The 24,082-nt window shown below is 44.6% G+C and carries 24 protein-coding genes and 1 pseudogene; 6 read left to right on the top strand and 19 right to left on the bottom strand.

The window, feature by feature from the left end:
* Positions 1-2: 2 nt before the first annotated feature.
* From M5E81_RS00385 to M5E81_RS00330, 12 genes are all read right to left on the bottom strand, one after another.
* A complete protein-coding gene (locus tag M5E81_RS00385) occupies positions 3-1,451 on the bottom strand; it encodes an aminotransferase class I/II-fold pyridoxal phosphate-dependent enzyme (RefSeq protein WP_009144417.1) in 1,449 nt (482 codons plus the stop codon).
* 190 nt (positions 1,452-1,641) lie between these two features.
* Positions 1,642-2,421: a TatD family hydrolase gene (locus M5E81_RS00380; RefSeq protein WP_009144418.1), complete on the bottom strand. Its 780-nt coding sequence runs from the start codon at positions 2,419-2,421 to the stop codon at positions 1,642-1,644.
* Between the two features lie 3 nt (positions 2,422-2,424).
* Positions 2,425-3,015, bottom strand: a complete 591-nt coding sequence (locus tag M5E81_RS00375) for a hypothetical protein (protein ID WP_249747589.1) — start codon at positions 3,013-3,015, stop codon at positions 2,425-2,427.
* Positions 3,016-3,136: 121 nt separating this feature from the next.
* Positions 3,137-5,098, bottom strand: coding sequence for a methionine--tRNA ligase (gene metG / locus M5E81_RS00370; RefSeq protein WP_249747588.1), 1,962 nt, complete (start codon positions 5,096-5,098; stop codon positions 3,137-3,139).
* Positions 5,091-5,978 carry a 16S rRNA (cytidine(1402)-2'-O)-methyltransferase gene (gene rsmI, locus M5E81_RS00365; RefSeq protein ID WP_417578259.1) on the bottom strand — a complete coding sequence of 296 codons (888 nt, stop codon included), beginning with the start codon at positions 5,976-5,978 and terminating at the stop codon, positions 5,091-5,093. Before rsmI ends, metG begins: the two co-directional genes overlap by 8 nt.
* A gap of 112 nt (positions 5,979-6,090) precedes the next feature.
* Complete coding sequence (locus M5E81_RS00360; RefSeq protein ID WP_040564430.1) at positions 6,091-6,654, bottom strand: hypothetical protein; 564 nt, start codon at positions 6,652-6,654, stop codon at positions 6,091-6,093.
* A gap of 104 nt (positions 6,655-6,758) precedes the next feature.
* Complete coding sequence (locus tag M5E81_RS00355) at positions 6,759-8,105, bottom strand: MATE family efflux transporter (protein WP_249747586.1); 1,347 nt, start codon at positions 8,103-8,105, stop codon at positions 6,759-6,761.
* A 144-nt stretch (positions 8,106-8,249) separates the two neighbouring features.
* Positions 8,250-9,014, bottom strand: a complete 765-nt coding sequence (locus M5E81_RS00350) for a fumarylacetoacetate hydrolase family protein (RefSeq protein WP_249747585.1) — start codon at positions 9,012-9,014, stop codon at positions 8,250-8,252.
* Complete coding sequence (locus tag M5E81_RS00345) at positions 9,011-9,799, bottom strand: histidinol-phosphatase HisJ family protein (protein WP_249747584.1); 789 nt, start codon at positions 9,797-9,799, stop codon at positions 9,011-9,013. Before M5E81_RS00345 ends, M5E81_RS00350 begins: the two co-directional genes overlap by 4 nt.
* A gap of 175 nt (positions 9,800-9,974) precedes the next feature.
* The gene (locus M5E81_RS00340) at positions 9,975-10,580 is read right to left on the bottom strand and encodes a DUF1847 domain-containing protein (protein ID WP_249747583.1); all 606 of its coding nucleotides are present in this window, start codon (positions 10,578-10,580) and stop codon (positions 9,975-9,977) included.
* Positions 10,581-10,699: 119 nt separating this feature from the next.
* A complete protein-coding gene (locus M5E81_RS00335) occupies positions 10,700-11,944 on the bottom strand; it encodes an OmpP1/FadL family transporter (RefSeq protein WP_249747582.1) in 1,245 nt (414 codons plus the stop codon).
* Between the two features lie 94 nt (positions 11,945-12,038).
* Positions 12,039-12,863: a hypothetical protein gene (locus M5E81_RS00330; RefSeq protein ID WP_249747581.1), complete on the bottom strand. Its 825-nt coding sequence runs from the start codon at positions 12,861-12,863 to the stop codon at positions 12,039-12,041.
* A gap of 236 nt (positions 12,864-13,099) precedes the next feature.
* On the opposite strand from M5E81_RS00330, the gene M5E81_RS00325 reads away from it, so the two are divergent.
* Positions 13,100-14,164 carry an acyltransferase family protein gene (locus tag M5E81_RS00325; RefSeq protein WP_249747580.1) on the top strand — a complete coding sequence of 355 codons (1,065 nt, stop codon included), beginning with the start codon at positions 13,100-13,102 and terminating at the stop codon, positions 14,162-14,164.
* A 111-nt stretch (positions 14,165-14,275) separates the two neighbouring features.
* Here the strand turns inward: M5E81_RS00325 and M5E81_RS00320 are convergent, their stop codons facing one another.
* A complete protein-coding gene (locus tag M5E81_RS00320; RefSeq protein WP_249747579.1) occupies positions 14,276-15,091 on the bottom strand; it encodes a MerR family DNA-binding transcriptional regulator in 816 nt (271 codons plus the stop codon).
* Between the two features lie 140 nt (positions 15,092-15,231).
* Here M5E81_RS00320 and M5E81_RS00315 point away from each other — a divergent pair, with 140 nt between their 5' ends.
* Positions 15,232-16,170: an ABC transporter substrate-binding protein gene (locus M5E81_RS00315; protein ID WP_249747578.1), complete on the top strand. Its 939-nt coding sequence runs from the start codon at positions 15,232-15,234 to the stop codon at positions 16,168-16,170.
* Between the two features lie 11 nt (positions 16,171-16,181).
* Positions 16,182-17,996 carry a TonB-dependent receptor plug domain-containing protein gene (locus M5E81_RS00310; protein ID WP_249747577.1) on the top strand — a complete coding sequence of 605 codons (1,815 nt, stop codon included), beginning with the start codon at positions 16,182-16,184 and terminating at the stop codon, positions 17,994-17,996.
* Between the two features lie 112 nt (positions 17,997-18,108).
* On the opposite strand, the gene M5E81_RS00305 is transcribed toward M5E81_RS00310, so the two are convergent.
* From M5E81_RS00305 to M5E81_RS00285, 6 genes and pseudogenes are all read right to left on the bottom strand, one after another.
* Complete coding sequence (locus tag M5E81_RS00305; protein WP_249747576.1) at positions 18,109-18,438, bottom strand: winged helix-turn-helix transcriptional regulator; 330 nt, start codon at positions 18,436-18,438, stop codon at positions 18,109-18,111.
* Between the two features lie 6 nt (positions 18,439-18,444).
* Positions 18,445-19,032, bottom strand: a complete 588-nt coding sequence (locus M5E81_RS00300) for a GNAT family N-acetyltransferase (protein WP_249747575.1) — start codon at positions 19,030-19,032, stop codon at positions 18,445-18,447.
* 156 nt (positions 19,033-19,188) lie between these two features.
* Positions 19,189-20,058 carry an ATP-binding protein gene (locus tag M5E81_RS11300; RefSeq protein ID WP_336604769.1) on the bottom strand — a complete coding sequence of 290 codons (870 nt, stop codon included), beginning with the start codon at positions 20,056-20,058 and terminating at the stop codon, positions 19,189-19,191.
* Positions 20,044-20,412, bottom strand: a pseudogene (locus M5E81_RS11295) (AAA family ATPase); the annotation flags it as partial. The pseudogene M5E81_RS11295 and the gene M5E81_RS11300, both read right to left, overlap by 15 nt.
* A 93-nt stretch (positions 20,413-20,505) precedes the next feature.
* The gene (locus tag M5E81_RS00290; RefSeq protein WP_050787068.1) at positions 20,506-21,474 is read right to left on the bottom strand and encodes an IS3 family transposase; all 969 of its coding nucleotides are present in this window, start codon (positions 21,472-21,474) and stop codon (positions 20,506-20,508) included.
* On the bottom strand, positions 21,450-21,863 hold the full coding sequence (locus M5E81_RS00285; RefSeq protein ID WP_009144403.1) for an HTH domain-containing protein: 414 nt from the start codon (positions 21,861-21,863) through the stop codon (positions 21,450-21,452). The genes M5E81_RS00290 and M5E81_RS00285 overlap by 25 nt, the downstream gene beginning before the upstream one ends.
* 686 nt (positions 21,864-22,549) lie before the next feature.
* Here M5E81_RS00285 and M5E81_RS00280 point away from each other — a divergent pair.
* Genes M5E81_RS00280 through M5E81_RS00270 form a run of 3 tightly spaced genes read left to right on the top strand, consistent with a single transcriptional unit; the run spans position 22,550 to position 23,786 of the window.
* Positions 22,550-22,975 carry a MarR family winged helix-turn-helix transcriptional regulator gene (locus M5E81_RS00280; RefSeq protein ID WP_249747574.1) on the top strand — a complete coding sequence of 142 codons (426 nt, stop codon included), beginning with the start codon at positions 22,550-22,552 and terminating at the stop codon, positions 22,973-22,975.
* Positions 22,976-22,991: 16 nt separating this feature from the next.
* Entirely contained in the window at positions 22,992-23,225 is a 234-nt protein-coding gene (locus M5E81_RS00275) for a hypothetical protein (RefSeq protein ID WP_249747573.1), read from the top strand.
* Positions 23,226-23,237: 12 nt separating this feature from the next.
* Positions 23,238-23,786, top strand: a complete 549-nt coding sequence (locus M5E81_RS00270; RefSeq protein WP_272881141.1) for an MFS transporter — start codon at positions 23,238-23,240, stop codon at positions 23,784-23,786.
* Positions 23,787-24,082 lie beyond the last annotated feature (296 nt).

Genomic DNA, 24,082 nt, shown 5'->3' with positions numbered 1-24,082 from the left:
CCTCAATCAGCAATAACACGTATCGTTTGTAAGCTGCTGTCCGCAGGTCCGCTTACCGGCAACCCCAGCTCCTTCTGCGCGCGGCAGTAGGCAATAATCTCTTCCGTTACCAGCTCACCCGGCAGCAGCACCGGTATTCCCGGCGGATAAAAGCTCACCTGCTCGCCGCAGATTTTGCCTACAGCCTCTGCCAAAGGTACCGCTTTTTTCGCACGATAGAATACGTCGCGCAATGGCAGAACTGCCTGCGTCTGCGGCACCTTCGCTGCCGCTGCCAACTGCAGCGGCGCACGCTTCTGCGCCTGCATTTTATTCAGTACAGCGGCAATTCTTGCCAACGCCTCGTCATAATCCGTAGTAACATCTGCATAGGTCACCAAAAAGAGTACATTATAGGCATCTACAAGCTCAACAGCAACTCTTGCCTCACGGAAAAGCTCACCAACCTCTACGCCGGTATAGCCCCAGGCTGCAAAGTTGACTGTCACCTTCGTGCTGTCCATCTGCAGTCCGCCGCAATCTGCCGTCTCCATTACACGCAGGCCGCTATAGGCGGCACACAGGCTGCGCAGCTTGGCAGCAGCCTGTACAGCCGCCGCTGCCATCTCCTTGCCGTAGACCTGCACCTGCGCTCTGGCAGCATCCAGTGATGCCATCAGCAGATAGTTGGGACTTGTCGTCGTCAAAAGGCTCATCACATCCGCCGCACGCTGCAAATCAAGACGTGCTCCCTGCACATGCAGCATACTGCATTGCGTCATCGCGCCCAAAATTTTATGCGTACTCTGAGCACAGGCATCAGCACCGCACTGCAGAGCGGATGGCGGCAACAGTTCACTGAAGCCAAGATGCGGTCCATGCGCCTCATCCACCAGCAGCACTGCATTATGCGCATGGCAGCAATCAGCAATCGCCCGCACATCTGCCGCCACACCGTAATAATTGGGGCTTGTCAGCAGCACCGCCTTAATTTTGCTGTCCTGTGCCAGCGCCGCCTCTATCTGCTGCACAGTAACCTGCATCTGAATTCCGAATTCAGGCTGATACTCCGGCTGCAGATAAACTGCCTCTATACCACCCAAAACAAGTCCGCCGGCAACACTGCGGTGCGCATTGCGCGGCAACAGCAGCTTCTCCCCCGGGTTCAGTGCTATCAGCAGCATAGCATGAATTGCCTGACTTGTGCCGTTGACTGCCCAAAAGCAGGCATCACTGCCATAGGTTTGCGCCGCCAGCTCCTGTGCCTCCTTAATATAGGTTTCCGGCTCGTGGATATCGTCCAGCTCGCTCATCAGCGACACGTCCATCTGCACGCTGGCACCCAGCTCCTGACGCAGCAAGCGCTGCATGCCGCGTCCTCCCTTATGTCCAGGAGTATGCAGAGGATAGACGTCCTCACTTTTATATTGCAGCATCGCCTCTATTAAAGGCATGCTAATTTTATCTTTCATTATTTGCTCCCTCCGGCAAAGCTAAACAAATTTAGTACATTATTATATTTTAACATATTTAGCACTGCAGATATAGCTTTAAAGCAGCTATCCGCACAAATTTATTCTTTACGCTGCGCACGCCTGCACAAAAAAGAGAGGCCCGTGCATCACAAGACCTCTCTGATTTTTGCTGAAAGCAACTCTATACTTATTTTATCTTTTTGAATAACCTTTTGGTATTTGCCGTAGCAATTGCCGCCAGCTCTTCAAATTCCATTCCCAGCACCTGCGCCGCATTACGCGCCGTATATTCCGTATAGCCCGGATTATTACGCTTGCCGCGGAAAGGCACCGGCGTCAGATAAGGGCTGTCGGTTTCAAACAGCAGCAGCTCCTTAGGAATATACTGCATAACCTCACGCACTTTCTTCGCATTCTTATAGGTAGACGTACCGCCGAAGCCAAAGTAATAGCCACGCTTAGCCAGCTCCTTCGCCATTTCCAGCGACCCGCTGAAGCAGTGGAACACTGCCTGTACGCCGTGTACTTCCTTTTGGAACAGCTCTAGCATATCGCCGTGCGCATCTCTGTCATGAATAATCACCGGCAAATCAAACTGCTTAGCTAGGTCAACCTGCTCTAAGAAAATACGCTTCTGTACCTCCTTAGGTTCGTTTTCCTTCCAGTAATAATCAAGACCGATTTCACCAATTGCCACTACCTTCGGATGTTGCGCCCACTCTGCCAGCTGCTGCAGATAGTCGGCAGGAATGCCCTTTAAATTCTCGGGGTGCCAGCCAACCGCCGCATAAATAAACGGATATTTTTTCGCCAGCTCCACCGCAACAGCACTGCTGGCAGCATCGCAGCCGGGATTGACGATGCCGTCCATATCCTGCTCCAGCTGTGCAATCAGCTGCTCTCTGTCCTCATTAAACGCTTCATCATCTAAATGGGCATGCGAATCCCATAAGCCTGTTCTGCTCATAATCTACCTCACATTCACAAAAAAGTTCAGATACAGCTGCAAAAACAGCAGCATGCTGAACAAAATATAACGGAAAACCGCCGCCTTACGCGAATAATATTCGCAGCCAGGCAGGTAAAATTCCTTGGGATTTTGCGGATTATAAATAATTTTACGCGGCAGCTTCAGCGTAAAACCACGCTCCAACACATCGCCGCTCTTTTCCTTCGTTCCCTTGGCTTCGTTCAAGGCCTCGCTGTATTCCTTATCGCCAACTTTATAGGTAAAAACAGGACACAGCTGCTTGCCGCGGCTCCAGCTGCTCTTGTAGCCGGTAATCACCGCGCGCACCTCTTCAGTACACAGGCTGCTCAGCTTAGGGAAATAATTCTTCGTAAAGATGCAGACGATGCCATATAAATAAATCAGCAGCGCCATCTTCAGCGTCCAGGCCATGCCCTTAAACATGTAAAAATCGTAACCGGGATAATGCTCTCCCAGCCATGCATGCGGCAGGATATAGGGCACCATGCTGCTGAGCAACACTAAGATCATGCTGATGCCTATACAAAGATACGGTCGCCAAAACAAGCGCGAAAATAGCTTTTCAGACACTGATAAGTCCCCCTTCCAAAACAAAAGACAATATGTTAATAGACGAAGAGCAGGCACTCCTCATCCGCCAAAACGTATCAGAGTGACTGCTCTAAATCTCAGAGTGCGTCAAGCACTTTTTTTATTTTACACGACTGCCGGAAGCAAGATTTTGCGGGTCAACAAGAGCCAGATTGCCCTGTCCGTCGGAAGCACACAGCAGCATGCCGAAGGATTCGATACCCATCAGCTTAGCCGGTGCCAGGTTTGCTACAACAACAACGTTTTTGCCTACCATCTGTTCAGGCTCATAGTATTGGGAGATACCGCTGACAATAGTGCGTACCTCATCACCGATTTCTACCTGCAGCTTGAGCAGCTTTTTGGATTTTTTAACCTTTTCTGCTTCCAGAACCTTGCCTACGCGCAGGTCAATCTTCTCAAAGTCAGGGAAAGCAATTTCCGGTTTAATCGGTTCCATAGCAGGCTTTACTTCTTCTGCCGGAGCAGGTGCGGGAGCTGCAGCCTTATGCTCATAGCGTTTGCCGCCGATGATGGTTGCGCCGTCTTCGGTAACCTCGATACGCGGATACAGAGGCTCGCCTTTGCAAACCTTAGTACCGTTTGCCAGACCGCCCCACTCAGCGTCAGCCAACAGGAACTGCTCAGGCACAGCCAGGCCAAGCTGAGTGTAAATTTTCGGGCTGGTGGTCGGAATATACGGGCTGATTAAAATAGCTACGATACGCAGGGTTTCAGCCAGGTTATACATAACAGTCTTCAGACGGTCAGCCTTAGCCTCGTCCTTAGCCAGAATCCACGGAGCGGTTTCGTCGATATATTTGTTGGCGCGGCTGATCAAAGCCCATACACCTTTAATTGCAGTATTGATTTCCATGTTGTCCATAGCCTTAACATAGTTAGCTACGGTTTCTTTAACGAGAGCCTTCAGCTCATCATCAATCGGTTCGCTAGCACCGGTATCAGCAACAATGCCGCCATGATATTTTTCAATCATGCTTACGGTTCTGTGCAGCAGGTTGCCCAGGTCATTAGCCAAATCTGCATTTACACGGGTAATCAGTGCATCACGGGAGAAGTTGCCGTCACTGCCCAGGTTGATTTCGCGCAGCAGGAAGTAGCGGATAGCATCAGCGCCGAACTCATCAATCAGGCCCAGCGGGTCGATAACGTTGCCCTTAGATTTGGACATTTTATCGCCGTCAACTACGAGCCAGCCATGACCGTAAACCTCTTGCGGCATTTCCAGACCCATAGCGTGCAGCATAATCGGCCAGATAATGGTGTGGAAGCGCACGATTTCCTTGCCTACCAGGTGCAGGCTTGCCGGCCAGTATTTGTGGAAGAAGGCATCATCGGTGCCGTATTTAATGCCGGTCAGATAGTTCAGCAGCGCGTCGAACCATACATAAACAACATGTTTTTTGTCAAACGGAACAGGAATGCCCCAGTCAAAGGTGGTACGGGTAATGCACAAATCCTCCAGACCTTGCTTAACGAAATTGATCATTTCGTTGCGGCGGCTTGCCGGTTGGATGAAATCAGGATGTTCTTCGATAAATTGCAGCCACCAATCTTGGTATTTGCTCATTTTAAAGAAGTAGCTTTCCTCTTCCATCTCCTCTACCGGACGATGGCAGTCGGGGCAGCAATGGTTTTCATCAAGCTGACGCTCCAGCCAATAGGATTCGCAGGGCACGCAGTACAGGCCCTTGTAGTTTTTCTTATAGATATCGCCCTGCTCATAAATTTTTTGCAGTGCATCCTGAACTACCTTGTGATGACGCTCCTGACTGGTGCGGATAAAGTCATTGTTGGAGATATTCAGCTCTTTCCACAGCAGCTTGAAGTTGGCAATAATCGCATCTACATACTGAATCGGGGTTACACCCTTTTCCTTAGCTTTACGTTGGATTTTCAGACCATGCTCATCACTGCCGGTCAGGAAGAATACATCCTCACCCTTCAGGCGGTGGAAGCGTGCCAGGCTGTCAGCGATAGTTGTGCAATAGGCATGGCCTATATGCAGATTGTCACTCGGATAATAAATTGGTGTTGTAATATAATAACTCGGTTTAGTCATTGTCAGACCCATCTCCTTCAGAAATTAGTTGATTATATAGCTCCCGTTTGGGGATTTTACGTTTTTTTGCTACCTGCGCCAAGGCAGCCTTCTTATCTACACCATCAGCCATCAGCTTGCGCACCTCGTCAAGAGGTTCCAGCTCCTCATCGGCTGCAGCGAAAGCACCGTCGCCGGCACCAAGCACCAGGCAGAACTCTCCGCGCGGCGAATTGGCCTCCAGCCATTCCAGACAGCCGCTGACCGTGCCACGGTAGAATTCCTCATGCAGCTTCGTCAGCTCGCGTGCTGCCGCCAAAGGACGGTCGCCCCAGGCATTCAGAATATCCTTCAACACCTCCACAATCCTGTGCGGTGCTTCGTAAAGAATAATCGTCGCAGGAATATGCTGCCATTGCTCCAGCTGCTCGCGTCTGTTACGCTTGCTCTTAGGCAAAAAACCACCGAAGAAAAACGGATACGTCGGCAGACCGCTGGCAATCAAAGCACATAAAGCAGCGTTGGCACCTGGTACAGGCACCACTCTGATACCATGAGCAATCGCATCATGCGCCAAGGCCTCACCGGGGTCAGCAATTCCCGGAAAGCCTGCGTCGCTTACAAGCGCAACATTTTTGCCCTCCAGCAGCTGGCCTAAAAGATATTCTCCCTGCTTATCCTTGCTATGCTCATCATAACGCACCAGGCGTCCTTTGATGTTGAAGTGATTTAAAAGCTGCAGCGTATGACGTGTATCCTCCGCCGCAATCAAATCTGCTTCCTGCAGCATCCGCAAAGCGCGCGGTGTCATATCCTCAAGATTACCGATAGGTGTAGCGCATAAATAAAGTGTTCCATATATATTATTTTGCTCTGCTGTCACAGCTCCGCCTCCTATCATTTAACGGTGGTCAGCAGGTGCAGTACATACTAACCCATAATATATTAATTTTATCACACAAGGCGTGATAAATAAAGAAAAAACGCGTAACTTTCGTTACGCGTTCAGCTTATCAGTAAAGAGCTCGGCCGGATTTCCAACCGGGTGTAAATGTAGACTCGATAGCAGCGCATTTATTATTATAGCTGTCTGCCAGCCAGGAAGGATAATCAAAATACCAGGTATTCCAATATTCCCCGTTGATAAAGCACTTTTTGTAATAAATCCTGTCATTTTCCAGATAGGAAATAACATACCAGTCATCACCCTTAGCCTTATAGGCAGCAGACGGATGATTTTGGATATCCATATCATATTCATCGGCCAGCGTCATGCCCATATTATGACCGCCGCTGACAGTAAAGCTGGATCCGTATTCATCCTTAAAAATGCAGCCGTCGCCATTAGTGCTTTCGAAGGCCTGATTGAAGTTTGCCGGGAGATTAATCGCAAAAGCAAATCTGTCATTGATATAGCGATAATAATCGGGATTATCCGTTGTAAATACTCTGACGTACTCTGCTGTTCCTTCGCTGGGTTCATACCATTGGTTTTTCAAAAAAACAGCGCTGGCCGCCGATACGGTAGCAGTAAAAATAAACATCAGCATCGACAGAAGCAGCAAGATTTTTTTCATAGCATTCACCATCCTTAAATGTATTCTCTGCACTTTAATTGTAACTTGCCAAAGATTTTTTGTCGAGCTTAATTTTCTAAAAATTGACTTTTTCTGCTCAGTATTCAGTTAACAGGTGTATATTTCTTTTCCAGCAGACGCACAAAATAATGATAGGCTGCAAAAACAAATACCGCGCAACTGATCCATGCAATCGGCTCCGCCATACAGATGCCCTCATAGCCAAAGGGCACACTGAGATATATTGCCGCGATAGAACGCATTATCAGTTCAACCATACCCGAAAGCATAGGAATCATGCTTACGCCCATGCCCTGACAGGCATTACGGTAAATACAAATCTGGCTGAGGAAGAAGTAAACAGGCACGGTATACAAGATATAAAGATGTGCGGCCTCCATAACCGTCGGTGACGGATTATCCAGGAAGATTCCGATTACCTCTTCGCCGAAAGCAAAGACCACAACCGCAGCAAACAAGCTGAAGGCCAGCGTCAGCAGCGAGCAGCGGTGCACCGCATCACGGATGCGGTCAAAGCGGCGAGCACCGAAATTCTGCGCCGTAAACACAGCCATAGCAATACCGAAGGAAATCATCGGCTGCAGCGCCAGCTGCTCTACGCGCATTGCCGTAGTAAAGCCGGCAATCTGATCACTGCCAAACTTGTTGCAAACTGACTGCAGGATAATAATACCAAGTCCCAAAACGGAGAACTGCACCGCCATCGGCAGGCCCATACGCAGATGCGCCCACAGCTCCGGCCAATCCAATTGAAAGTCGCTGCGATGAATATGCAGCTGCGGAAAGCGCTTGTAAATATAAATTACGCACAGCACTGCGGAAAAAGCCTGGGCAATAACCAAGGCAAACGCACTGCCCGGTACACCCCAGCCAAAGCTAATGATGAAAACAAGTGCCAGAATAATATTCACTATCGAAGACACAATAAGAAAGTATAGCGGTGTTTTACTGTCCCCCAAGGAGCGCATAATACCCGATAAAAGATTATACGCCATCATCGCCAACAGACCGTCGACAATAATCATTACATAGGCATAAGCATTCTCCATCAGCTCCGGCGGGATATTCATCATCACCAGCATCGGGTCGATAACCAAATGCATAATCCCCATAATGAGCAAAACAAAAAACAAGCTCAACACAACGCAGGTAGCAATGCTGCGGCGCATTCCCTGCATATCCTGCGCACCGTAACGCTGTCCCGTAACAACAGTAAAGCCGTTGCTGAGACCAATCGTCAGCACCATCGTCAGCATGAACAGCGGCGACACCGCTCCCACGGCAGCCAAAGCATTCACGCCAATCGTCCGCCCGACAATAATAATATCGGCAATATTATACAGCTGCTGAAAAACATTTCCTATCAGAAGCGGCACCATAAAGGGAATAATCAGCTTTAATGGTGCGCCTTCAGTCATATTCTGAAGCATAAAAAAAGAACCCCCTTTAGCTGCTCTCTCCCGAGCAGCAGTATCAGTCCGGTATTACAATATATATCACTGACTTATCAGTCAAAATATAGCACAATCAGGAAAAAAATACAAGACGTGCAGCAACACACGTCTTGTAAAATCTTATTCCATAACAACTCTGTTGGTAATCTTGCCAATACCCTCGATTTCAACGGTGATTTCATCACCCTCATTTAAGAGCCCGGCACCAACCGGAGTACCTGTCAAAATCAGATCACCGGCATCCAATGTAAAGCTCTGAGAGATGTAGCCCAGAATTTCGTAGGGATTATAAATCATATTGCTCGTGCGCGCATCCTGCTTAAGCACACCGTTGACATAAGAGCGGATGGATAAATCGCTGGGATCCAGCTCCGTTTCCAGCCAAGGTCCCAAGGGACAGAAGGTATCAAAGGATTTACAGCGCAGCCACTGGCGCTCCTTGCGCTGCAGGTCGCGCGCCGTAACATCATTAGCACAGGTATAACCCAAAATATATTTAGGTACATCTTCTGCCTTAACATTCTTCATCCTCTTTTTCACGACAATACCCAGTTCCGCGCCAAAGGCCAGCTCCTGCACCTGCTTCGGCCAGATGATATCCGCACCTGTACCGACAACGGTATGCGCAGCCTTAGAAAAAATACTCGGCTCGCGCGGAATTTCTACACCGAATTCTGCCGCATGCTTCTGGTAATTAAAGCTGACGCAGATAATCTGCTTCGGTACGCAGGGTGCCAGCAAGCGTACATCACGCATAGCAAAGGTTTCATCAGTTATCTGCCAATATGTTTCCAGCGAACCATATACGCAACGGATAACATCGCCGTCAATAAAGCCTATACGCTTGTTGCCTGTCCGTAAATCCTCAAAACGCACGCATTTCATTTTAACCCCTCCATAATCTGCATCCTTCTCGCTTTAAAATAAACAGGTGTCAGTTCTGCCTGCGCTGCCAACGCCAGCGCCTCCTGCAATCTGCGCCCCACATGCTCCTTATAATGGGCGTCACTGCCAAGAGTGCAGTATTTGCCGCCAAGCTCACGGTAACGCTTGTACAGCGGCAGCAATCCTGCTACCGCAGCAGCATCATCCAGGCGACGTGTATTGATTTCAATAGGTTTATTCTGCTCAATCAAAAGTAAAAACAGCTTATCGAATAATTCTGGTGCATCCTGCAGACGCAGCTCACGCTCCGCTCCCTTATACGGCCAATAACGGCAGATATAGTCAATATGCGCAAACGCATCAAAATCTCGCTCCTGTTCCAGGCAGGTAATCGCATCATGCAAAAATTCTTCTACAATCTGCTGACGTGTGCGTCCCTTGTAGCAGGTCTGCTCGTATAAATCACGTCCGCCGATGCAGTGGATAGAGGCCAGCACATAGTCAAACGGATGAGCCTGTGCCACCTTTTTATCCTCAGCCGCAGTATGTGTCTGCATGCCGATTTCAATGCCTATCAGCACCTTGTCGCTGCTCAGCGGCCGCAGACGCGCAAAATATTCGTCTATATCAAAGATAAATGCTTCCGGATTAGTCGGATAATCATAATCCCAATGCTCTGTAACCGTTATACCAATCCCCTGCTCAGCGGCTGCGCCGATGGCATCAGCAAATTTCATTTCGCTGTCGCAGGAATAATCACAGTGCATATGTGTATCAAATATCATTTAGTGTACCTTCCTTCCGTAAATTATATTGTATCAAATTGCAACAAAAAAGCAACGGGGAAGGGAGTATTTTTTCACCAATTAACGAGAAAATTACAAAGAAGTTAGCAGGGAGTAATCCAAGAGAAAATTTTAATTGTTCTCCGAGATTACTCCCTGTAAAAATCAATGTATCTTATACCTCTCCGTCGTCCATAATTCCCAGCTTACGCTTCCAGTAGCGGGAATAAATAGCGCCCAACGGATTATGAGCCAGCAGGCGGTCCTTAACTACCAGATTCGTTACCGGACCTTCGGCATTCATATTGAAAATAGCATCGTGTCCAACGCACAGGCCACAGGAAATGTACAGCTCAACGCCCTTTTCTGCCAAAAACTTAGCCTGGAATTTAGGATTGCACATTGCTTCATGCTCCAGCTCCGGCTTAACCTGCTTCAGTCCCAGCTCTTTTTTGGGGAAGCTGCAGTTTTTGCAGCATACGCTGTAAAACTCAAAGCCCTGCTGCTTAAAATATTTAGCAATATAGCGTGCTTCCGCATTCAGACCGATGCAGAAGGACATGCCCAGCTTTTTGTAGCCCATAGCTTTGGCAAACTCCGCAGTTTCCTGCAGACGGCAGATATTGCTGTAGAACGTGCCTTCAACATAGGCAGCAGCCTGCATAAGCTTCAATTCTTCCTCGGTATAGGCTTCCTTGACAGCCTCCAGGGGCACGCCTGTGCAGTTAACACCCCTGGTGTAGCAAGCATATGTAGGACAATTAGCGCAATCACATTTCATTTTACATTTCTCCTTTCGCCAATAACCTTGTTAAGCCTATTGTAGCACAAACAGCAGACAGATTAAAAGAGCTGCCACACTTTTTCGTGCAGCAGCTCCGGTAAAGCTAAAATATGAAATTAGAATTTACGTTGGTAGGAAATAGAAGCAATCTTGGTAAAGCTGTCGTAAGCATGAGCGCTCTTATAAGCATCGGTAGCATGACCTGCAAAATCCAGATTGCCGACATCCATCCAGCCCAAAGCAACAGCAACGGTTTGTTTCTTATCGTTGTAACGGGCACCGATGGAATAGGTACGACGCAGACCGGTCGGAACCATGAAGTCACCGCCATTGTAAGGAATAGAAGCTTCATCGAAAGCAAAGCCTGCCATAGCTGCATACTTATCGCTGAAGTTGTGTTCTAAACCGATAGCATAACGCCAGCCGTTGGACCAGTTTTTAGCAGAATCTACATTGGAAGGCAATACGCCGGTAACACTGGGATTGGACAAAGAAATATTCAATGCATCATAGGTGCTCCAGTTTGTACGTGTTGCTTTTAATTCCAGGCGAGTCTTTTTATCAAATTTATGGTTATAACCGATATCCCAGCTGTCCGGCAGAGTTACTACGCCATAAGCGTCAGCAGTAATTTTACCGCCGCTTGCAGGATACATTTTAAAGTCTGCTTCTAAGGAGTGAGTAATACGGCTGCGATAAACTACACCGATTTCATTTTTATCATCAAAGGCATAGTTGGCAGCAGCATTCCAGCCTAAAGCATAGCTTTCGCCTTCTGTCTGCGTTGCACCAACATTCATTTGAGCAACCGGATGATAATAATTCTTCTGCAGCTCCAGACCGACATAGTTGATTTCCGCACCAACTGCTGCGCTCCATTTTTTGTCGAACTTGTGCGCATAGGTCGGAGTAACGCTGACACCGTTCAGTTTAGAGAAAAATGCATTAGTAGATGCCTTGCTGGCACGCTCAAACTCGGATACCATGGCAAAGCGCGGGAAAGCACCGATGCCGAACCATTCTTTATCATTAATCTGCCTTACGTAGTAGCTGCCTACTGCCCAACCGGCATGAACAACGTTTTTACCGTCCTCAATTTCTTTGCCTGCACCATCATACAGCTTATAGTTGCCGTGCGGGCTCAGATAAGTGTAGCTGCTCTTCATTACCTCACCCTTTACTTTGGTGATAGAAGCAGGGTTGTAAGCCACGTTGGCAGCATCGTCTTCAGCAAACATGCGCGCACCGCCCATAGCAACGCCTTCAGCAGACCATTCGTTAATAGCAAAGCCTTCAGCGCCTGCTACCTGGGGTGCCAGCAGAGCTGCAGCTAAGCCTAAAGCTAAAAAGTTTTTATTCATATAAGTACATCCCTTCTCACATTTTTATTACCTGCTACTAATTGTAACAGATTCGTGAAAAGTGCGTACAAAATCTTTTAATCGCTCGTTTTAATTACTTAATTAAACTTTGAAAAGAACCCTTTTCATCCGGCTTCTCGCCGGCAGCCTTCGCTGCCTCGCGACGTGCAAAATTGCGCTCCTGCAGGCGGCGTACATCCTCCAGCGTCGTCACATTATCCTTCTCCCACGGCTGGTACTGAATCGTGGTGCAGTGATGATACATAGCATATCTTTCCTTAGCATCTGCTGCAGCTTCAGCCTCAGCAAGAGCCGTCTTGGCAGCCTCGTTCACAGGGAATGATTTATACGCATCTGCCAAAAGCAACGCAGCCTTAGCATAATCGCCCTGCCCCGCCATGCTTTCCGCAATAAATTTAAGTGCGTGGAAACGGTACGGATTAACGCCTTCCACAGCTTTTTCTGCCTCCAGCATTGCTCTCGCCTCGCTCAATGCAGCATCCTCGGCGCCACAGGAACGCTGCAGCTCCAGTCTGCGCGCCCAGATAGCGCCACGATCCGCACTGCGGAAAACCTTCTTATACTCACGGCACAGTCTGTATGCTTCATTCAAATAAATAATCGGTGCATCACCGGTGCCGGTCAGGCGCCAGACGATTTCGGCAATATCACGCAGGCACAGCACCTTATGCTCTGCCTCACTGAGTCCGAACTCCGGTGCATCCTCCATATCAGGCTGCACATCCTTTACGGTTGCCAGCACCGCCATAGCTCCCTCGATATCCTTTAAAATCATCAGCATACGTCCTACGTTGCTGCGGCATTTCCAATCATCATAATCGTTTATCAGATTCAACGGTATAGGGTAATCACAGCTTGCTACCTTCTGTACATAACCTTGCCATTCCTGTTTTTCCATTTCAGTATCCTCCTCAATCTGTTATATATTCTATTCAAATTATCTGCGTTGCCGCTGTCTTTGTCAAGTGTCAACCTGTACAGAAGTAATAATATTAATGCTTATATGTTATCTGTCATAGCTTATCAGCCTTTTATATTCGATTTGGTTATAATGTAAATGCTTAATCGCTATTTGACTATAAAATTGAAAGTAGTAAAATAACTCTACTAGAGAGAAAGAAGATGTATAAAGCTATGAGTTTTCCCCTATTATTACGTGGCTTCGTGGTTCTGGGTGTCATGCTGATGCACACCACCTGGTACTTCAGCCACGCTCACGCGGAATCATGGGTCACTATTTCCGAAATGCTGCTGGATATTATTTCCCTCTTTGCCGTACCCCTGGTAATGTTTGTTTCGGGATATATGTTCATCAGCCACAATCGCCATGCCGATTATTATAAGTGGTCCTTCTTCCGCAGGATGTTCCTGTCGGTGCTTTCGCCGTATTTGCTGTTTTCGTTACTGTATCTGGGCGGTGCCTGGTTTTTCAGCAACGCCAGCTTCACGCTCAAGCAGGCAGCCTACCTTATTGCCACCGGCAGCAGCGCCGTCCATATGGCCTTTTTCCGTGCGATGTTTGGCTTTTACGCCATCTATCCGCTGCTGCTGCGTTATTTTAACCGTTGCCGCTTGCATCACAGGCTGCACCGCTTTATTATTCAGGTAATCCTGCTGCAGCTGTTCTGGAAAATCTGCAACAATATCAGCTGCAGCAATCAGGCAGTCATCTTAACGTTAGAAATTACCACCTTTCTGCGTTATATCGCCTACTTCTCCTTCGGTATGCTGGCTTATATCTATCATAAAAAAATGCTGCGCTGGATTGACACCCATCACGTTCTTTTGATGACAGGCTTCATCCTGAATCTGATTTTAATCGGTGGCTGCTGGTTTGCCAAATACTATCTGCATATCCTGCCGCTGTTGGAATTTGTCTGCTTCCCGCTCAACCTGTTTTTGTACAGCATCATCATCGCTATGCTCTTTCGTTACGCCTGCACTCTGGAATCGCAGGACAGCCTCAGCAAACGCTTTATGATGTATCTGGGCAACTATTCCTTCGGTTTATTCTTGATTCACATCATCTATATGTACGTCGGCAGCGAGCTGCTTACACTGCTGCACATGTCACCGCAACAGCTCTGCTTTTATCCGCTGCTCTTCATCATTATGCTCAGCCTCAGCCTGCTGACCATGGAAGCATTGGCGCATGTTTCCTGGGGCCATTATTTCATCGGCCATGTAAGCCGTCTGTAAAAAGTTTTCTTCTTATTCCCCATATATTGTAAAACACCACTTGCGTTTGCAGGTGGTGTTTTTGCTTATATCGGTTTTAATTAACAACTTTTATATCTTATTTGTATAGCTTCAGATTATAACCGGAATTTCAATTTTAGAAATAAAGGTATCCATAGTATCCGAAGTCCAATAGTTTTTTATCGGGCGTATATATACCTGTTTACCCAATTTTATATTGAGTGTCTGGCAAAACTCATTAATAGCCGGTGCTGCAAGCTGCAAAGCATTCTGAAAGGTATAGTTTACATACATTTGCAGATAAATATTCCTGGGACGTTGAAAATTAGTCTTGCTGACAGCTGCTTTGGCAAAAAGTTTATAGTATTTCGGTTCTTCTTCAAGACTATCCAGCTCAAAAAGAAAACCTGCATCTAAAAGACTCCTCAGGCAATCATCTTCAGAAGCAATCTTAAGCACCTCTGCACTTGCTATAAAACGATCCTTCAATGATTTACAAAAGCAGATTTCATCACTTAAAATCAAATTTTCAGCATCCAGGTAAGATAATGATATTTCATTAAGCCTGATATCAGAATGGCCATTAAGCCTGCTGATTTCATTTTGGATTTGACCGCATAAACGATCTATCATCACACGCTTCTTTTCCAGATTTTTTATCTGCTTACAAAGCAAGGGTACCAAAGATTCCGCATTACGGTTATTGATAAAATCTTGAATATCAGATAGGTGTAAGCCAATATTTTTTAAATCAAGAATAATACCCAGGATAAAGAACTGCTTAAAAGAATACATCCTATAGCCATTACTGCCCACAAAAGCCGGTTTGAGCAGATTAATATTATCGTAAAAAATAAGGGTCTGCTTCGAAATATCATACAGCTCTGCCAGCTCACGTGCATATAAATAATGTGACTTTTCATTCATTTTGATATATTCTCCTATTGACTTTATAGTTACTATAAGGTGTAGTATCTATTATAATATCAGAAATTAAGAATTGCTTCAATATGAAACGTTATGTTTATATGACTCGATTGGAATTTAAGGAAGTGGAGTTGAAAGTAATGGAGAAACTTAAACGGCACACGCTTTTGCTCATACTAATGCTTGTATTACTGGTGTTTTCCGTAGGCTGCAGCAACAATAATACTCAAAATAAGGATACTAATTCATCTTACGTAGTAGAAGATGCCCGCGGTAAAAAGATAGAGTTTGATAAACCACCTTCACGTATTATGTCTATGTATCCCGGCTCTGACGAAATTTTGGTTAACATGGTAGAGCCAAATCGCATCCTCGCTTTAAGCAAATGGGCAGAGGATGAACAGATTTCCAACGTTATGCATATGGCAAACAAGGTAAAGCTGCGTACTGAATATAATGTCGAATTTATTATGAAGCAGCAGCCGGATGTAATTTTCTTAAGACAAAACACCGGCGAAGACTTTATCAGTCAGTTGGAAAATGTCGGTGTTAAGGTCTTTGTTTATCCCAATGCTAAAACCTTGGATGATGTTAAGGAAATCCATAATATTTTCGGCAGGGTATTAAAGGCAGAAGACAAAGCTGCTGCCATGAATAAAAAGATTGATGATGATGTTGCCAAGCTGCTAAGCGAAAAGCATAACGCTAACGCTAAAATCCTGATTTTTAACAGTCGCGGTGCTATGAGCACCAAGGGCAGTCTTTTAGGTAACGTTTTCCAAAAGCTTGGTATTGAAAATATGGCCGACCGCTACGATATTCCGCCCGGAACTGTGTTAAATAAAGAGCAGGTAGTTGCATGTAATCCCGATGTATTCATTCTTATCGATTGGACCGATGGCGGCTATTTCCCCAGCGGCGAGGTCAAATTAAAGGAAATGTACGGTGATCCCAGCTTTGCGGAATTAAAAGCCATTAAAAACAAAAAGGTTATTTTACTGCCCATTAAATATATTTCCTGTGGTTCTATCTACATCACGTCATCTTGTTATGAAATTTTAAATATATTAAAATCTTAGGAGGTTTTTTGATGAAAAAGAGTTTATTAATGACAGCTTTGCTAATGTCCATGGTTCCCAGTGCCATGGCTGCCGAGCCGGTAGAGTATACACTGGATACTCTGCTGGTTACCGCTACCAAGTATGAAGAAAAGGATCTTCATATTCCTGCTATGACTAACGTATTTACGCAAAAGGACATTGAACGTTTAGGTGCTACCAACGTAATGGATTTGCTGGCTAATGTTCCCGGTGCCGTTATTACGCCCCCTGTAGGTATGGGCGGCACCATCGGCTTCAGAGGTCTGGCTAAAAATACTGTAAACGCAACTATTCTTGTCGATGGCATTCCTTTGAATTCTCAAGGCGCAGCCAACCTCGAAACTCTCGATACCGACACCATCAGCAGAGTCGAAGTTATCAAAGGTGCCGGTGCCGTTTTGTATGGCTCTGATGCTATGGCAGGCGTTATTAATATTATTACCAAAGAAAACAATAGTAATAAAATTACAGCAGGTTTTGGTAAAGACGGCAAACGCTACGGCAGCTTAGAGGTTAAAGCAGGCAATCTTGACGTTAATTACAGCCGTGACCAAATCCAGAAAAGAGGCTTCCTGACAAGAACTCTTAGCACTGTAGGCCACAAATTCGCTAAGGATTCCCTGAATCTCAATTACAAGGTTAATGATAATCTTAAACTGCAATATCTGTACACTAACCAATTAGACGAATATGATTGGCTCAACAAATATACTCCGGCCAAAACAACCTTCAACAAAAACACTTACGATTTCCACGTATTGAACTTAAACTATCAAAACAATGACTTTTATTTCAATACTTATGGTCGCAGACATGACTTCAAAGGTCAAACCTGGGTAAAACAAACTAATGAATTTAAATCCAGCAGTAAGAATGTTGTTGAAAACTTTGGCGCTGAAATGAGAAACAAATGGGATATTGGTGCCAGCAAGCTGACTGCAGGCATTGTTTTTGACCGTGAAGAGGCTGATTATTCCTCCATTAAGAGAAACAGAAACAATACCGCTCTGTATGCTTTAGGCGAAATCCCACTCTCCGAAAAGCTTGACCTGTTCTTAGGCACACGCTATCAAATGGTTGAAGACCTGAAAAACGAGCTGTGTCCGCAAATTCAATTGCTTTATAAGATGGATGATACACAAAGCATTTACGTCAACGCTAATAAATCCTTCAGGGTGCCTACAATTAAGGAGCAATATAATTCTAACAGCAATACCTTCATTCCTAACCCTGACCTTAAGCCAGAAAAAGCCTGGACCTATGAAATCGGCTGGAAAAAACAATTTGATGACAGCTCCCTGAAATTAGGCTTATACAAACTGCGTGTCGAAGACAGAATTTACTCCACTAAAACCGGTGATAAATACAACGGCGATGATATCTACACTCCTGTAAATGCCGATAAATTCGAAAACATTGGTTTTGAAGGCCTGTATGAACAACGCATTGATGACAACTGGTATTATAACTTTGGCTTTGCCTTCTCTAATCCTAAGCAAACAACAAAATCCAATGTTATGAAGAGAGTTGACTTCAGAAACAATGTCAATGCATTGCTCGGCTACAAAAACAGAGATTTCTCCTCCAACTTAAGCGTACAGCATATTTGGGACAGAACACCAAGTTATGGTACCCCGGCTCCTCAAATGTGGAATCTGAACTTCAATATGAATTACCATATCAACAAAAACTCCGATGTTAAACTGCTAGTCAATAACCTGCTTGACCGCGACGACTGGCTGTCTAGCAGCGGTTCCTTTACTCCAAACAGAAACTTTGTTTTATACTATTCCTACAAATTCTAATTAATTCAGTACACCTAACATTTTTCCGTTACTCTATTCACTCTCCATTAATTAAATACCAAAAAGGAAAGGACGTGTCCTATAATCGGCATGTCCTTTCCTTTTTACTTATTCAAAATCTCTTCTTGTACGCCTCTCCCCAGTCACGCATAGCCTCCAAAACAGGCTGCAGACTGTAACCAAGCTCAGTAAGCGTATATTCAACACGTGGCGGCACCTCAGCATAAACCTTGCGCGTCAACAGGCCGCTGCCTTCCATCTGCCGCAACTGTGATGTCAACACCTTTTGGCTGACTCCGTCCAAAGATTTTTTCAATTCGCCAAAGCGCTTTGTTCCCGTCAAAAGGTCACGCAAAATCAGCACCTTCCATTTATCACTAATTAAGGTCAGTGTAGTTTCTACCGGACAAGCCGGTAAAGCATCACTCATTTCATGCAACATTTACAGTCACTCCTTCAGCTCCTTGCTGTATATCCACGTTTCCTGCGCACCCAGCTGCGGCAGAATATTATTCGTAAAATGCGCCGCTTCGCTATAGCCACGCTTGCGATAATATTCATAATCACATGTAGCATCTGCCCATAAATAGAGCTTTTTGACACCTTTTTTCTGCGCAATCGCCTCCACATTATACAGCAGCTTGCTGCCCACACCGCTTTTCATGCTCAAAAACAGGCACAGCAGCAAATCCTCCGGATTGGCCAACGCCCTCACCTTCTGACCATTGTAAGACAAATAGCGCAGATAATCGTAAACAAGATCCTGCTCCTCGCACTCAAAATGCTGCAGATTTTGCTTTAACCAGGACTGGGAATTATCACGCTCACTCAAAGGCGCCGCCAATAAAAATCCCTGCATACCTTCTTCATCCGTCATTTTTAAAGAAAAGGCCTTACTGCGATAATAATAGCGCACCATCGCCTCGTATAAAACATTCTTCAAACCATCATTCGTCAGCGCCATCTCATCACCCCATGTCAGCTTAGTGAGATGGGAGGCATAGGAAATATCCCGCGGGGTAAAATTTGATAACATTTATGCTTCTCCACTTCAATAATCGAATTACAACACTTGTACAATCAGTTTTTAAGTGTCTTAAACATTCTTTTTAACTCTATTTTAAGCTATCCTCATGAAATATGCAATCAGTGCAGATTTCATGAGGATAATAGAAAAACAGCTTCATCAAGACTATATAATAGCAGCCATGTACAAAGGTAAAGTAATCTTTTTCTCAACAACACCGGTATTTTGTGCTGTAAGCTTATAACCTCTTTCGATATTATCCATTTTAAGCAGCTCATTTAATGACCGCGTCGAGCCCTTCCTGGCTTTAACTTCTACAGGCACAAGCTTACAATCTCGTTCTAAGATAAATTCAATCTCTAAGGTTGAATCCTCTTTTTTATAGTAATAAAGCTCTTCTCCCCTTTTTGCTAAAATATCGGCAACAAGACTTTCATAAATGCCACCTTTAGCCGGTCCTTCCAACGCATCTGACAGCAAAGCAATTTTCAACTGATAACCATACATAGCTACCAAAAGACCAATGTCGCAAAGATAAACTCTAAATTGATCTTCCTTGACATGCGCTTTCAATGGGAACCAAGGTGAATTCACATTATAAGCAAAATCAATTAATCCGGCATTATGTAGCCAATCTAAGCTACTGGTAAATTTCCTTGCTGTCGCCTTTTTCTCAACAACAGAATACTGAAATTTATGGTTTTCTTTGCTTAACTGACGCGGGATAGACAGAAAACACTGCTTAGCCTTAATTTTATCCTGATTCAGCGCGTATTTAGCAATATCATCCTGATAATCACGCAGAATTTTTTCCTGTAATAGATGTACTTGGTAAAAATCTTTCGTTGCAATATATGTATCAACTACCTCAGGCAATCCACCAACTACCATATATTCCTGCAGATACTTGTTTAAAGAATTATGCATAGCCTCAGGAACTCGTTTTGCTCCGTCTACGTATGGTGCCAGCATCTCCTTGAGATTTACTTCTGCACCAAGCGCCCAAATAAACTCTTCAAAATCAAGAGTACGCATAATTAACTGCTGTTCATATCCGACAGGTATAGAAACCTCATTTTTGTAATCCATGCCCAGCAATGAACCGGAGGCAATACAATCAAAACGTCCATCCTGCGTCCAAAATTTCAAGGAAGTTCTAGCGTTAGGAACATCCTGAATTTCATCCAAAAACAAAAGCGTTTCACCGGGAATAAATTGACAACCCGGCATACTAAGTTTAATTTGCTGAACCATGTTATCAACATCAAGATTTCCGGAAAATACAGCCTGCATATCAGGTCGCTCAATAAAATTTATCTCTATAAAATTTTTATATTCACGCTTACCAAACTCTCGGACAATATATGTTTTACCACACTGCCTAACGCCACGTAATAATAAACCGTACCCTTTGTCAAGGACATTTTTAAGAGAAAGAGAGAAGCAGCAGTTCCTGCCGGAACCGCTGCTTCTTAGTTTTTATTAAAATATCCTCAATGGGTAAAGGCCTGTTTTTACATACTCATAATACTCGTTTGGGGATAGCTTGGCTAACTTCCACTGGTACCTATCGTTATTGTAGTAATCCATCCACCTATCTATTTCAGCTCTTAAGGCCTCAAAGTCTTTGCATTTAGATATATGTATTTCGTCCTTCATGTGTCCATAAAAGCTCTCTTGTGGTGCGTTATCCCAACAATTTCCTCTTCTTGACATGGATTGCCTAAGATTAGCATCATGGACTAACTGCATAAATTTATAACTTGTATAGTGTGAACCCTGGTCGGAATGAATTATAGTTTCACTAGAGATTTCATTACCATGCTTTGCTAGTACCATATTAACAGTTTCCAACACAAAATCTATTGCCAGAGAATCACTCAGACAATATCCTAATACTTGCATTGTATAGGAGTCTAGAATTGTAGATAAATAACAGTATTTATCATTTAATGGTATGTAAGTTATATCTGTTAACAATACTTTTCTAGGTCCATGTTCTTTAAATTCCCGGTTCAAAAGATTAGGAGCAACCTTATTGGTTCTCAAAGCTCTTACCATTTGCCTGTATGGATTTGGCTTTCTAATTGGGCATCTCAAATTGTACTTTACCATTAGCCGCCTTATCTTTTTAAGATTCATCAGCACTGGCTTCTCCAAATGTAACAACCTCATATGGATGCCGCGAATGCCTTTGTCATAGCCCTTAAATTTATATGCCTCAAGAATTTTACTAAAATCTGCTCTATCCTTCTGTTCATGTTCATTACGGGAATCCATATTGCTTAACCAATTATAGTATCCAGATCTAGTAACATGAGCGAGTTTACATAAATGGGACACTTTCAATTGATTATCTGGCTTAGATACTAAATCATGAATCAATTGAAATTTTCTATTCGACAACCCAAGAGATATTTCACGTGCTAGTCTGATTTGTCCAAAGAGCACAGCTTTTTTAAGAAATCTACCTCCTGTCTAAGATATGAGAGTTCGTACTGCATAGATGCTATCGCTGCCTCGAATGGCAAATCGCTATAATTTTTATTCTTAGGTGGAGGCTTTACTTCACCACCAACTCCCTGAGTGAGAGGTTTTCCAGATTCCATTGCCTTCTTTAGCTTAAAAGTGAAGTTGTTTATTCTGTAAGCACCTAAAATATTAGGGTCATATCCTAACTCCTTAAAAATAGACACTGGTGAAAAACCTTGAAGGTAAAGTTTCCAAAATTTCTCCTTAAACTCTACCGTCAATAATAACATGTTATAAGTTACTCTGTAGGTGTATGGATTCTTACGTAACAGCTCCATTTCCTCTTCAGTAAAGCGCTTTACAGCCATTTTGAGCACCTCCGCCTTTTATCCATAGTATAACATACAGTTTGGGAAAAAGTCGCTCAAAAACGATTTAAGACCAAGGAAAAGAAAAAAGTGTCCATTTTTAGGGATTGACCAAAAGAAAGCTGTCCAATTCTAGTATTTTTCTTGAAAACTGTCCAAAGTAACTCTCTTTTCGTTCTCTCTTAGTGTCCAGATTTAAACAATAAGTTAAAGGGACACTTAAGTCATAAATGCAAATATAATTCATGTAGACTATGTTGCTTTAATGCCCATATCGCTTTCTATACTACCTACCAAACTGTCCATGACTATGGGTACATTATATAAAATAGCGTCTTTTTTGCCTTTGTTGTTTTTCCATGCCAAGAGCTTATCATAGATTTTTCGACGTAACATTTTAATTGCTCACTCCCCTCTCTAATTTACTCTCATTCTAGCATATCCTCATGAAATATGCAATCAGTGCAGATTTCATGATGATAAAATATGCAACTATTGCAGATTTTATGAGGATAATAGAAAAAGAGCTTATTTCCATATTCACACTGCAACATTTCGCTCAGGCAGTTTTCAGCAAATCCTTACATTATTTTCCATTCTACTCCCTCCTTGACAATCCCCTCACTAACGCAATATGATTATCTTCGGTAATTACTTTTGGTAATCATTTATGAAGGAGAATCATCATGACACATAAACTGTCTATCGAAGCAATCAAAACTCTGCTCATTGCCTGCCACGAAGCAAAGCGTGTAGTAGAGCTGCAGCCACCTCTACCGGAAGGCTTAACTCCCGGCAATCTTAAAGTGCTGGACTACATTGAATACCTGGAACGTACCGCACAACCTCCAAAGGTCAGCGACATTGCGGATCTGCTGCAGGTAACGCGCCCCGGTATCACTCGCCTGGTAAGCGAGCTGCAGGCAATAAATGTTATCGAAAAAATCAGCGATAAACAGGATAAACGCATCGTCAGACTGCGCATGACAGACGAGGGGCGTAAAATTCATGCCTATTACATTGAGCAATATCACAGCTGGCTGGCTGCACAAATTACCGATATCAGCGAAGCAGATATCAACACCACTGCTGCCACCATCGCCAAGCTTTAATTTCGGCTTATACCTTTTGCTTATCATCGGCTTCAGCAGCCTGATTTTTGCAACCAGCATTGCCTCCGACTTCGGTTGGTTCAGTATCGAGGTGCTGGCTCTTTTCGCAATCTGCCTTATTGCTTTGACTGCCTTCTATAAGCAATCATTAAACAGCAGCACACCTCTTTTAAGTGTGCAGATTTTCCGCTATCTTCCGTATACGCTCAGCACTGCCAGTCTTTTGCTCGTCGGCTTTATCTGTCTTTGACTAGGTTTTTTAATTCCCAACTATGCGCAACTTGTTTCGCATACTGATGCCTTTACCGCCGGCTGTCTGCTGCTGCCCGGCTGTATCATCGGCGCTATGCTGGCTCCCATCAGCGGCAGGCTGTTGGACAAGTTCGGTGCCCAACGTCCGATTTTATTAGGCAATGCATCAATTCTCTTATCCGTCATCTGCTACAGCCTTTATCCGGGCGAGCTGAGCTCGTTGCTCTTCATTGTCTTCTACCTGTTCTTTGCCTTTGGCCAAGGTTTTTCCATGGGTACAATTATGACCAACGGTCTGAGCCAGTTACCGGAAGAACTGAATGCCGACGGCAACGCAGCTATGAATACGCTGCTGCAGCTGGCAGGTGCAGTCGGTACAGCGGTTATCAGTACGATTGTCGCGACCGCGCAGGCTGCAGAACCGACCAATATCGCGCATGCTACTATGCTGGGCAGCAGACATGGATTTTTTGTGCTTACTGTCAGCGCCGTGCTCATCCTTTGCTGCTCCTTAAAGGTGTTCGCTCTTATTAAAAAGAAAAATCCTGCTCATGCTTAATATATTGCGTTCTATCGCCGGTATCACAAAAGCCTCCCTCGTGCATATGCGCCGGGAGGTTTTTATATCAAAAACATTATGCCGGCATGTCAAAAAGGCCGCTTTCTGCATCTGACGCACAGGTAAGCGACCTTTTAATATTTCCCTTATTTTTAATTACTGCAAGCCACACAGCTTTTATTTTTCTATGCTGCGTTTACGGCTCACACTCTTTCCCTTATTTTTCGCAATCCGGACAGCTGATTTTTCTGTATGCTGTCCTTAGCGGATTACGCTCTTTCCCTTATTTTTGTTTA

It is taken from the genome of Phascolarctobacterium succinatutens (assembly GCF_023497905.1).
Classification (GTDB): Bacteria; Bacillota; Negativicutes; order Acidaminococcales; family Acidaminococcaceae; genus Phascolarctobacterium_A; species Phascolarctobacterium_A succinatutens.
The sequence above is the reverse complement of the archived record's forward strand: the minus strand, read 5'-3'. Positions and strand labels throughout refer to the sequence as shown.

Bases quoted from the DNA above. Each gene is read 5' to 3' on its own strand.
- M5E81_RS00320 (WP_249747579.1), bottom strand. From the start codon at position 15,091: ATGAATGAAAAGTCACATTATTTATATGCACGTGAGCTGGCAGAGCTG.
- M5E81_RS00325 (WP_249747580.1), top strand. From the start codon at position 13,100: ATGAGTTTTCCCCTATTATTACGTGGCTTCGTGGTTCTGGGTGTCATG.
- M5E81_RS00340 (WP_249747583.1), bottom strand. From the start codon at position 10,580: ATGAAATGTGATTGCGCTAATTGTCCTACATATGCTTGCTACACCAGG.
- M5E81_RS00310 (WP_249747577.1), top strand. From the start codon at position 16,182: ATGAAAAAGAGTTTATTAATGACAGCTTTGCTAATGTCCATGGTTCCC.
- M5E81_RS00355 (WP_249747586.1), bottom strand. From the start codon at position 8,105: ATGCTTCAGAATATGACTGAAGGCGCACCATTAAAGCTGATTATTCCC.
- M5E81_RS00330 (WP_249747581.1), bottom strand. From the start codon at position 12,863: ATGGAAAAACAGGAATGGCAAGGTTATGTACAGAAGGTAGCAAGCTGT.
- M5E81_RS00350 (WP_249747585.1), bottom strand. From the start codon at position 9,014: ATGAAATGCGTGCGTTTTGAGGATTTACGGACAGGCAACAAGCGTATA.
- M5E81_RS00335 (WP_249747582.1), bottom strand. From the start codon at position 11,944: ATGAATAAAAACTTTTTAGCTTTAGGCTTAGCTGCAGCTCTGCTGGCA.
- M5E81_RS00345 (WP_249747584.1), bottom strand. From the start codon at position 9,799: ATGATATTTGATACACATATGCACTGTGATTATTCCTGCGACAGCGAA.
- M5E81_RS00300 (WP_249747575.1), bottom strand. From the start codon at position 19,032: ATGTTATCAAATTTTACCCCGCGGGATATTTCCTATGCCTCCCATCTC.
- rsmI (WP_417578259.1), bottom strand. From the start codon at position 5,978: ATGATAGGAGGCGGAGCTGTGACAGCAGAGCAAAATAATATATATGGA.
- M5E81_RS11300 (WP_336604769.1), bottom strand. From the start codon at position 20,058: ATGCGTACTCTTGATTTTGAAGAGTTTATTTGGGCGCTTGGTGCAGAA.
- M5E81_RS00380 (WP_009144418.1), bottom strand. From the start codon at position 2,421: ATGAGCAGAACAGGCTTATGGGATTCGCATGCCCATTTAGATGATGAA.
- M5E81_RS00305 (WP_249747576.1), bottom strand. From the start codon at position 18,438: ATGTTGCATGAAATGAGTGATGCTTTACCGGCTTGTCCGGTAGAAACT.
- M5E81_RS00280 (WP_249747574.1), top strand. From the start codon at position 22,550: ATGACACATAAACTGTCTATCGAAGCAATCAAAACTCTGCTCATTGCC.
- M5E81_RS00360 (WP_040564430.1), bottom strand. From the start codon at position 6,654: ATGAAAAAAATCTTGCTGCTTCTGTCGATGCTGATGTTTATTTTTACT.
- M5E81_RS00385 (WP_009144417.1), bottom strand. From the start codon at position 1,451: ATGAAAGATAAAATTAGCATGCCTTTAATAGAGGCGATGCTGCAATAT.
- M5E81_RS00315 (WP_249747578.1), top strand. From the start codon at position 15,232: ATGGAGAAACTTAAACGGCACACGCTTTTGCTCATACTAATGCTTGTA.
- metG (WP_249747588.1), bottom strand. From the start codon at position 5,098: ATGACTAAACCGAGTTATTATATTACAACACCAATTTATTATCCGAGT.
- M5E81_RS00285 (WP_009144403.1), bottom strand. From the start codon at position 21,863: ATGGCTGTAAAGCGCTTTACTGAAGAGGAAATGGAGCTGTTACGTAAG.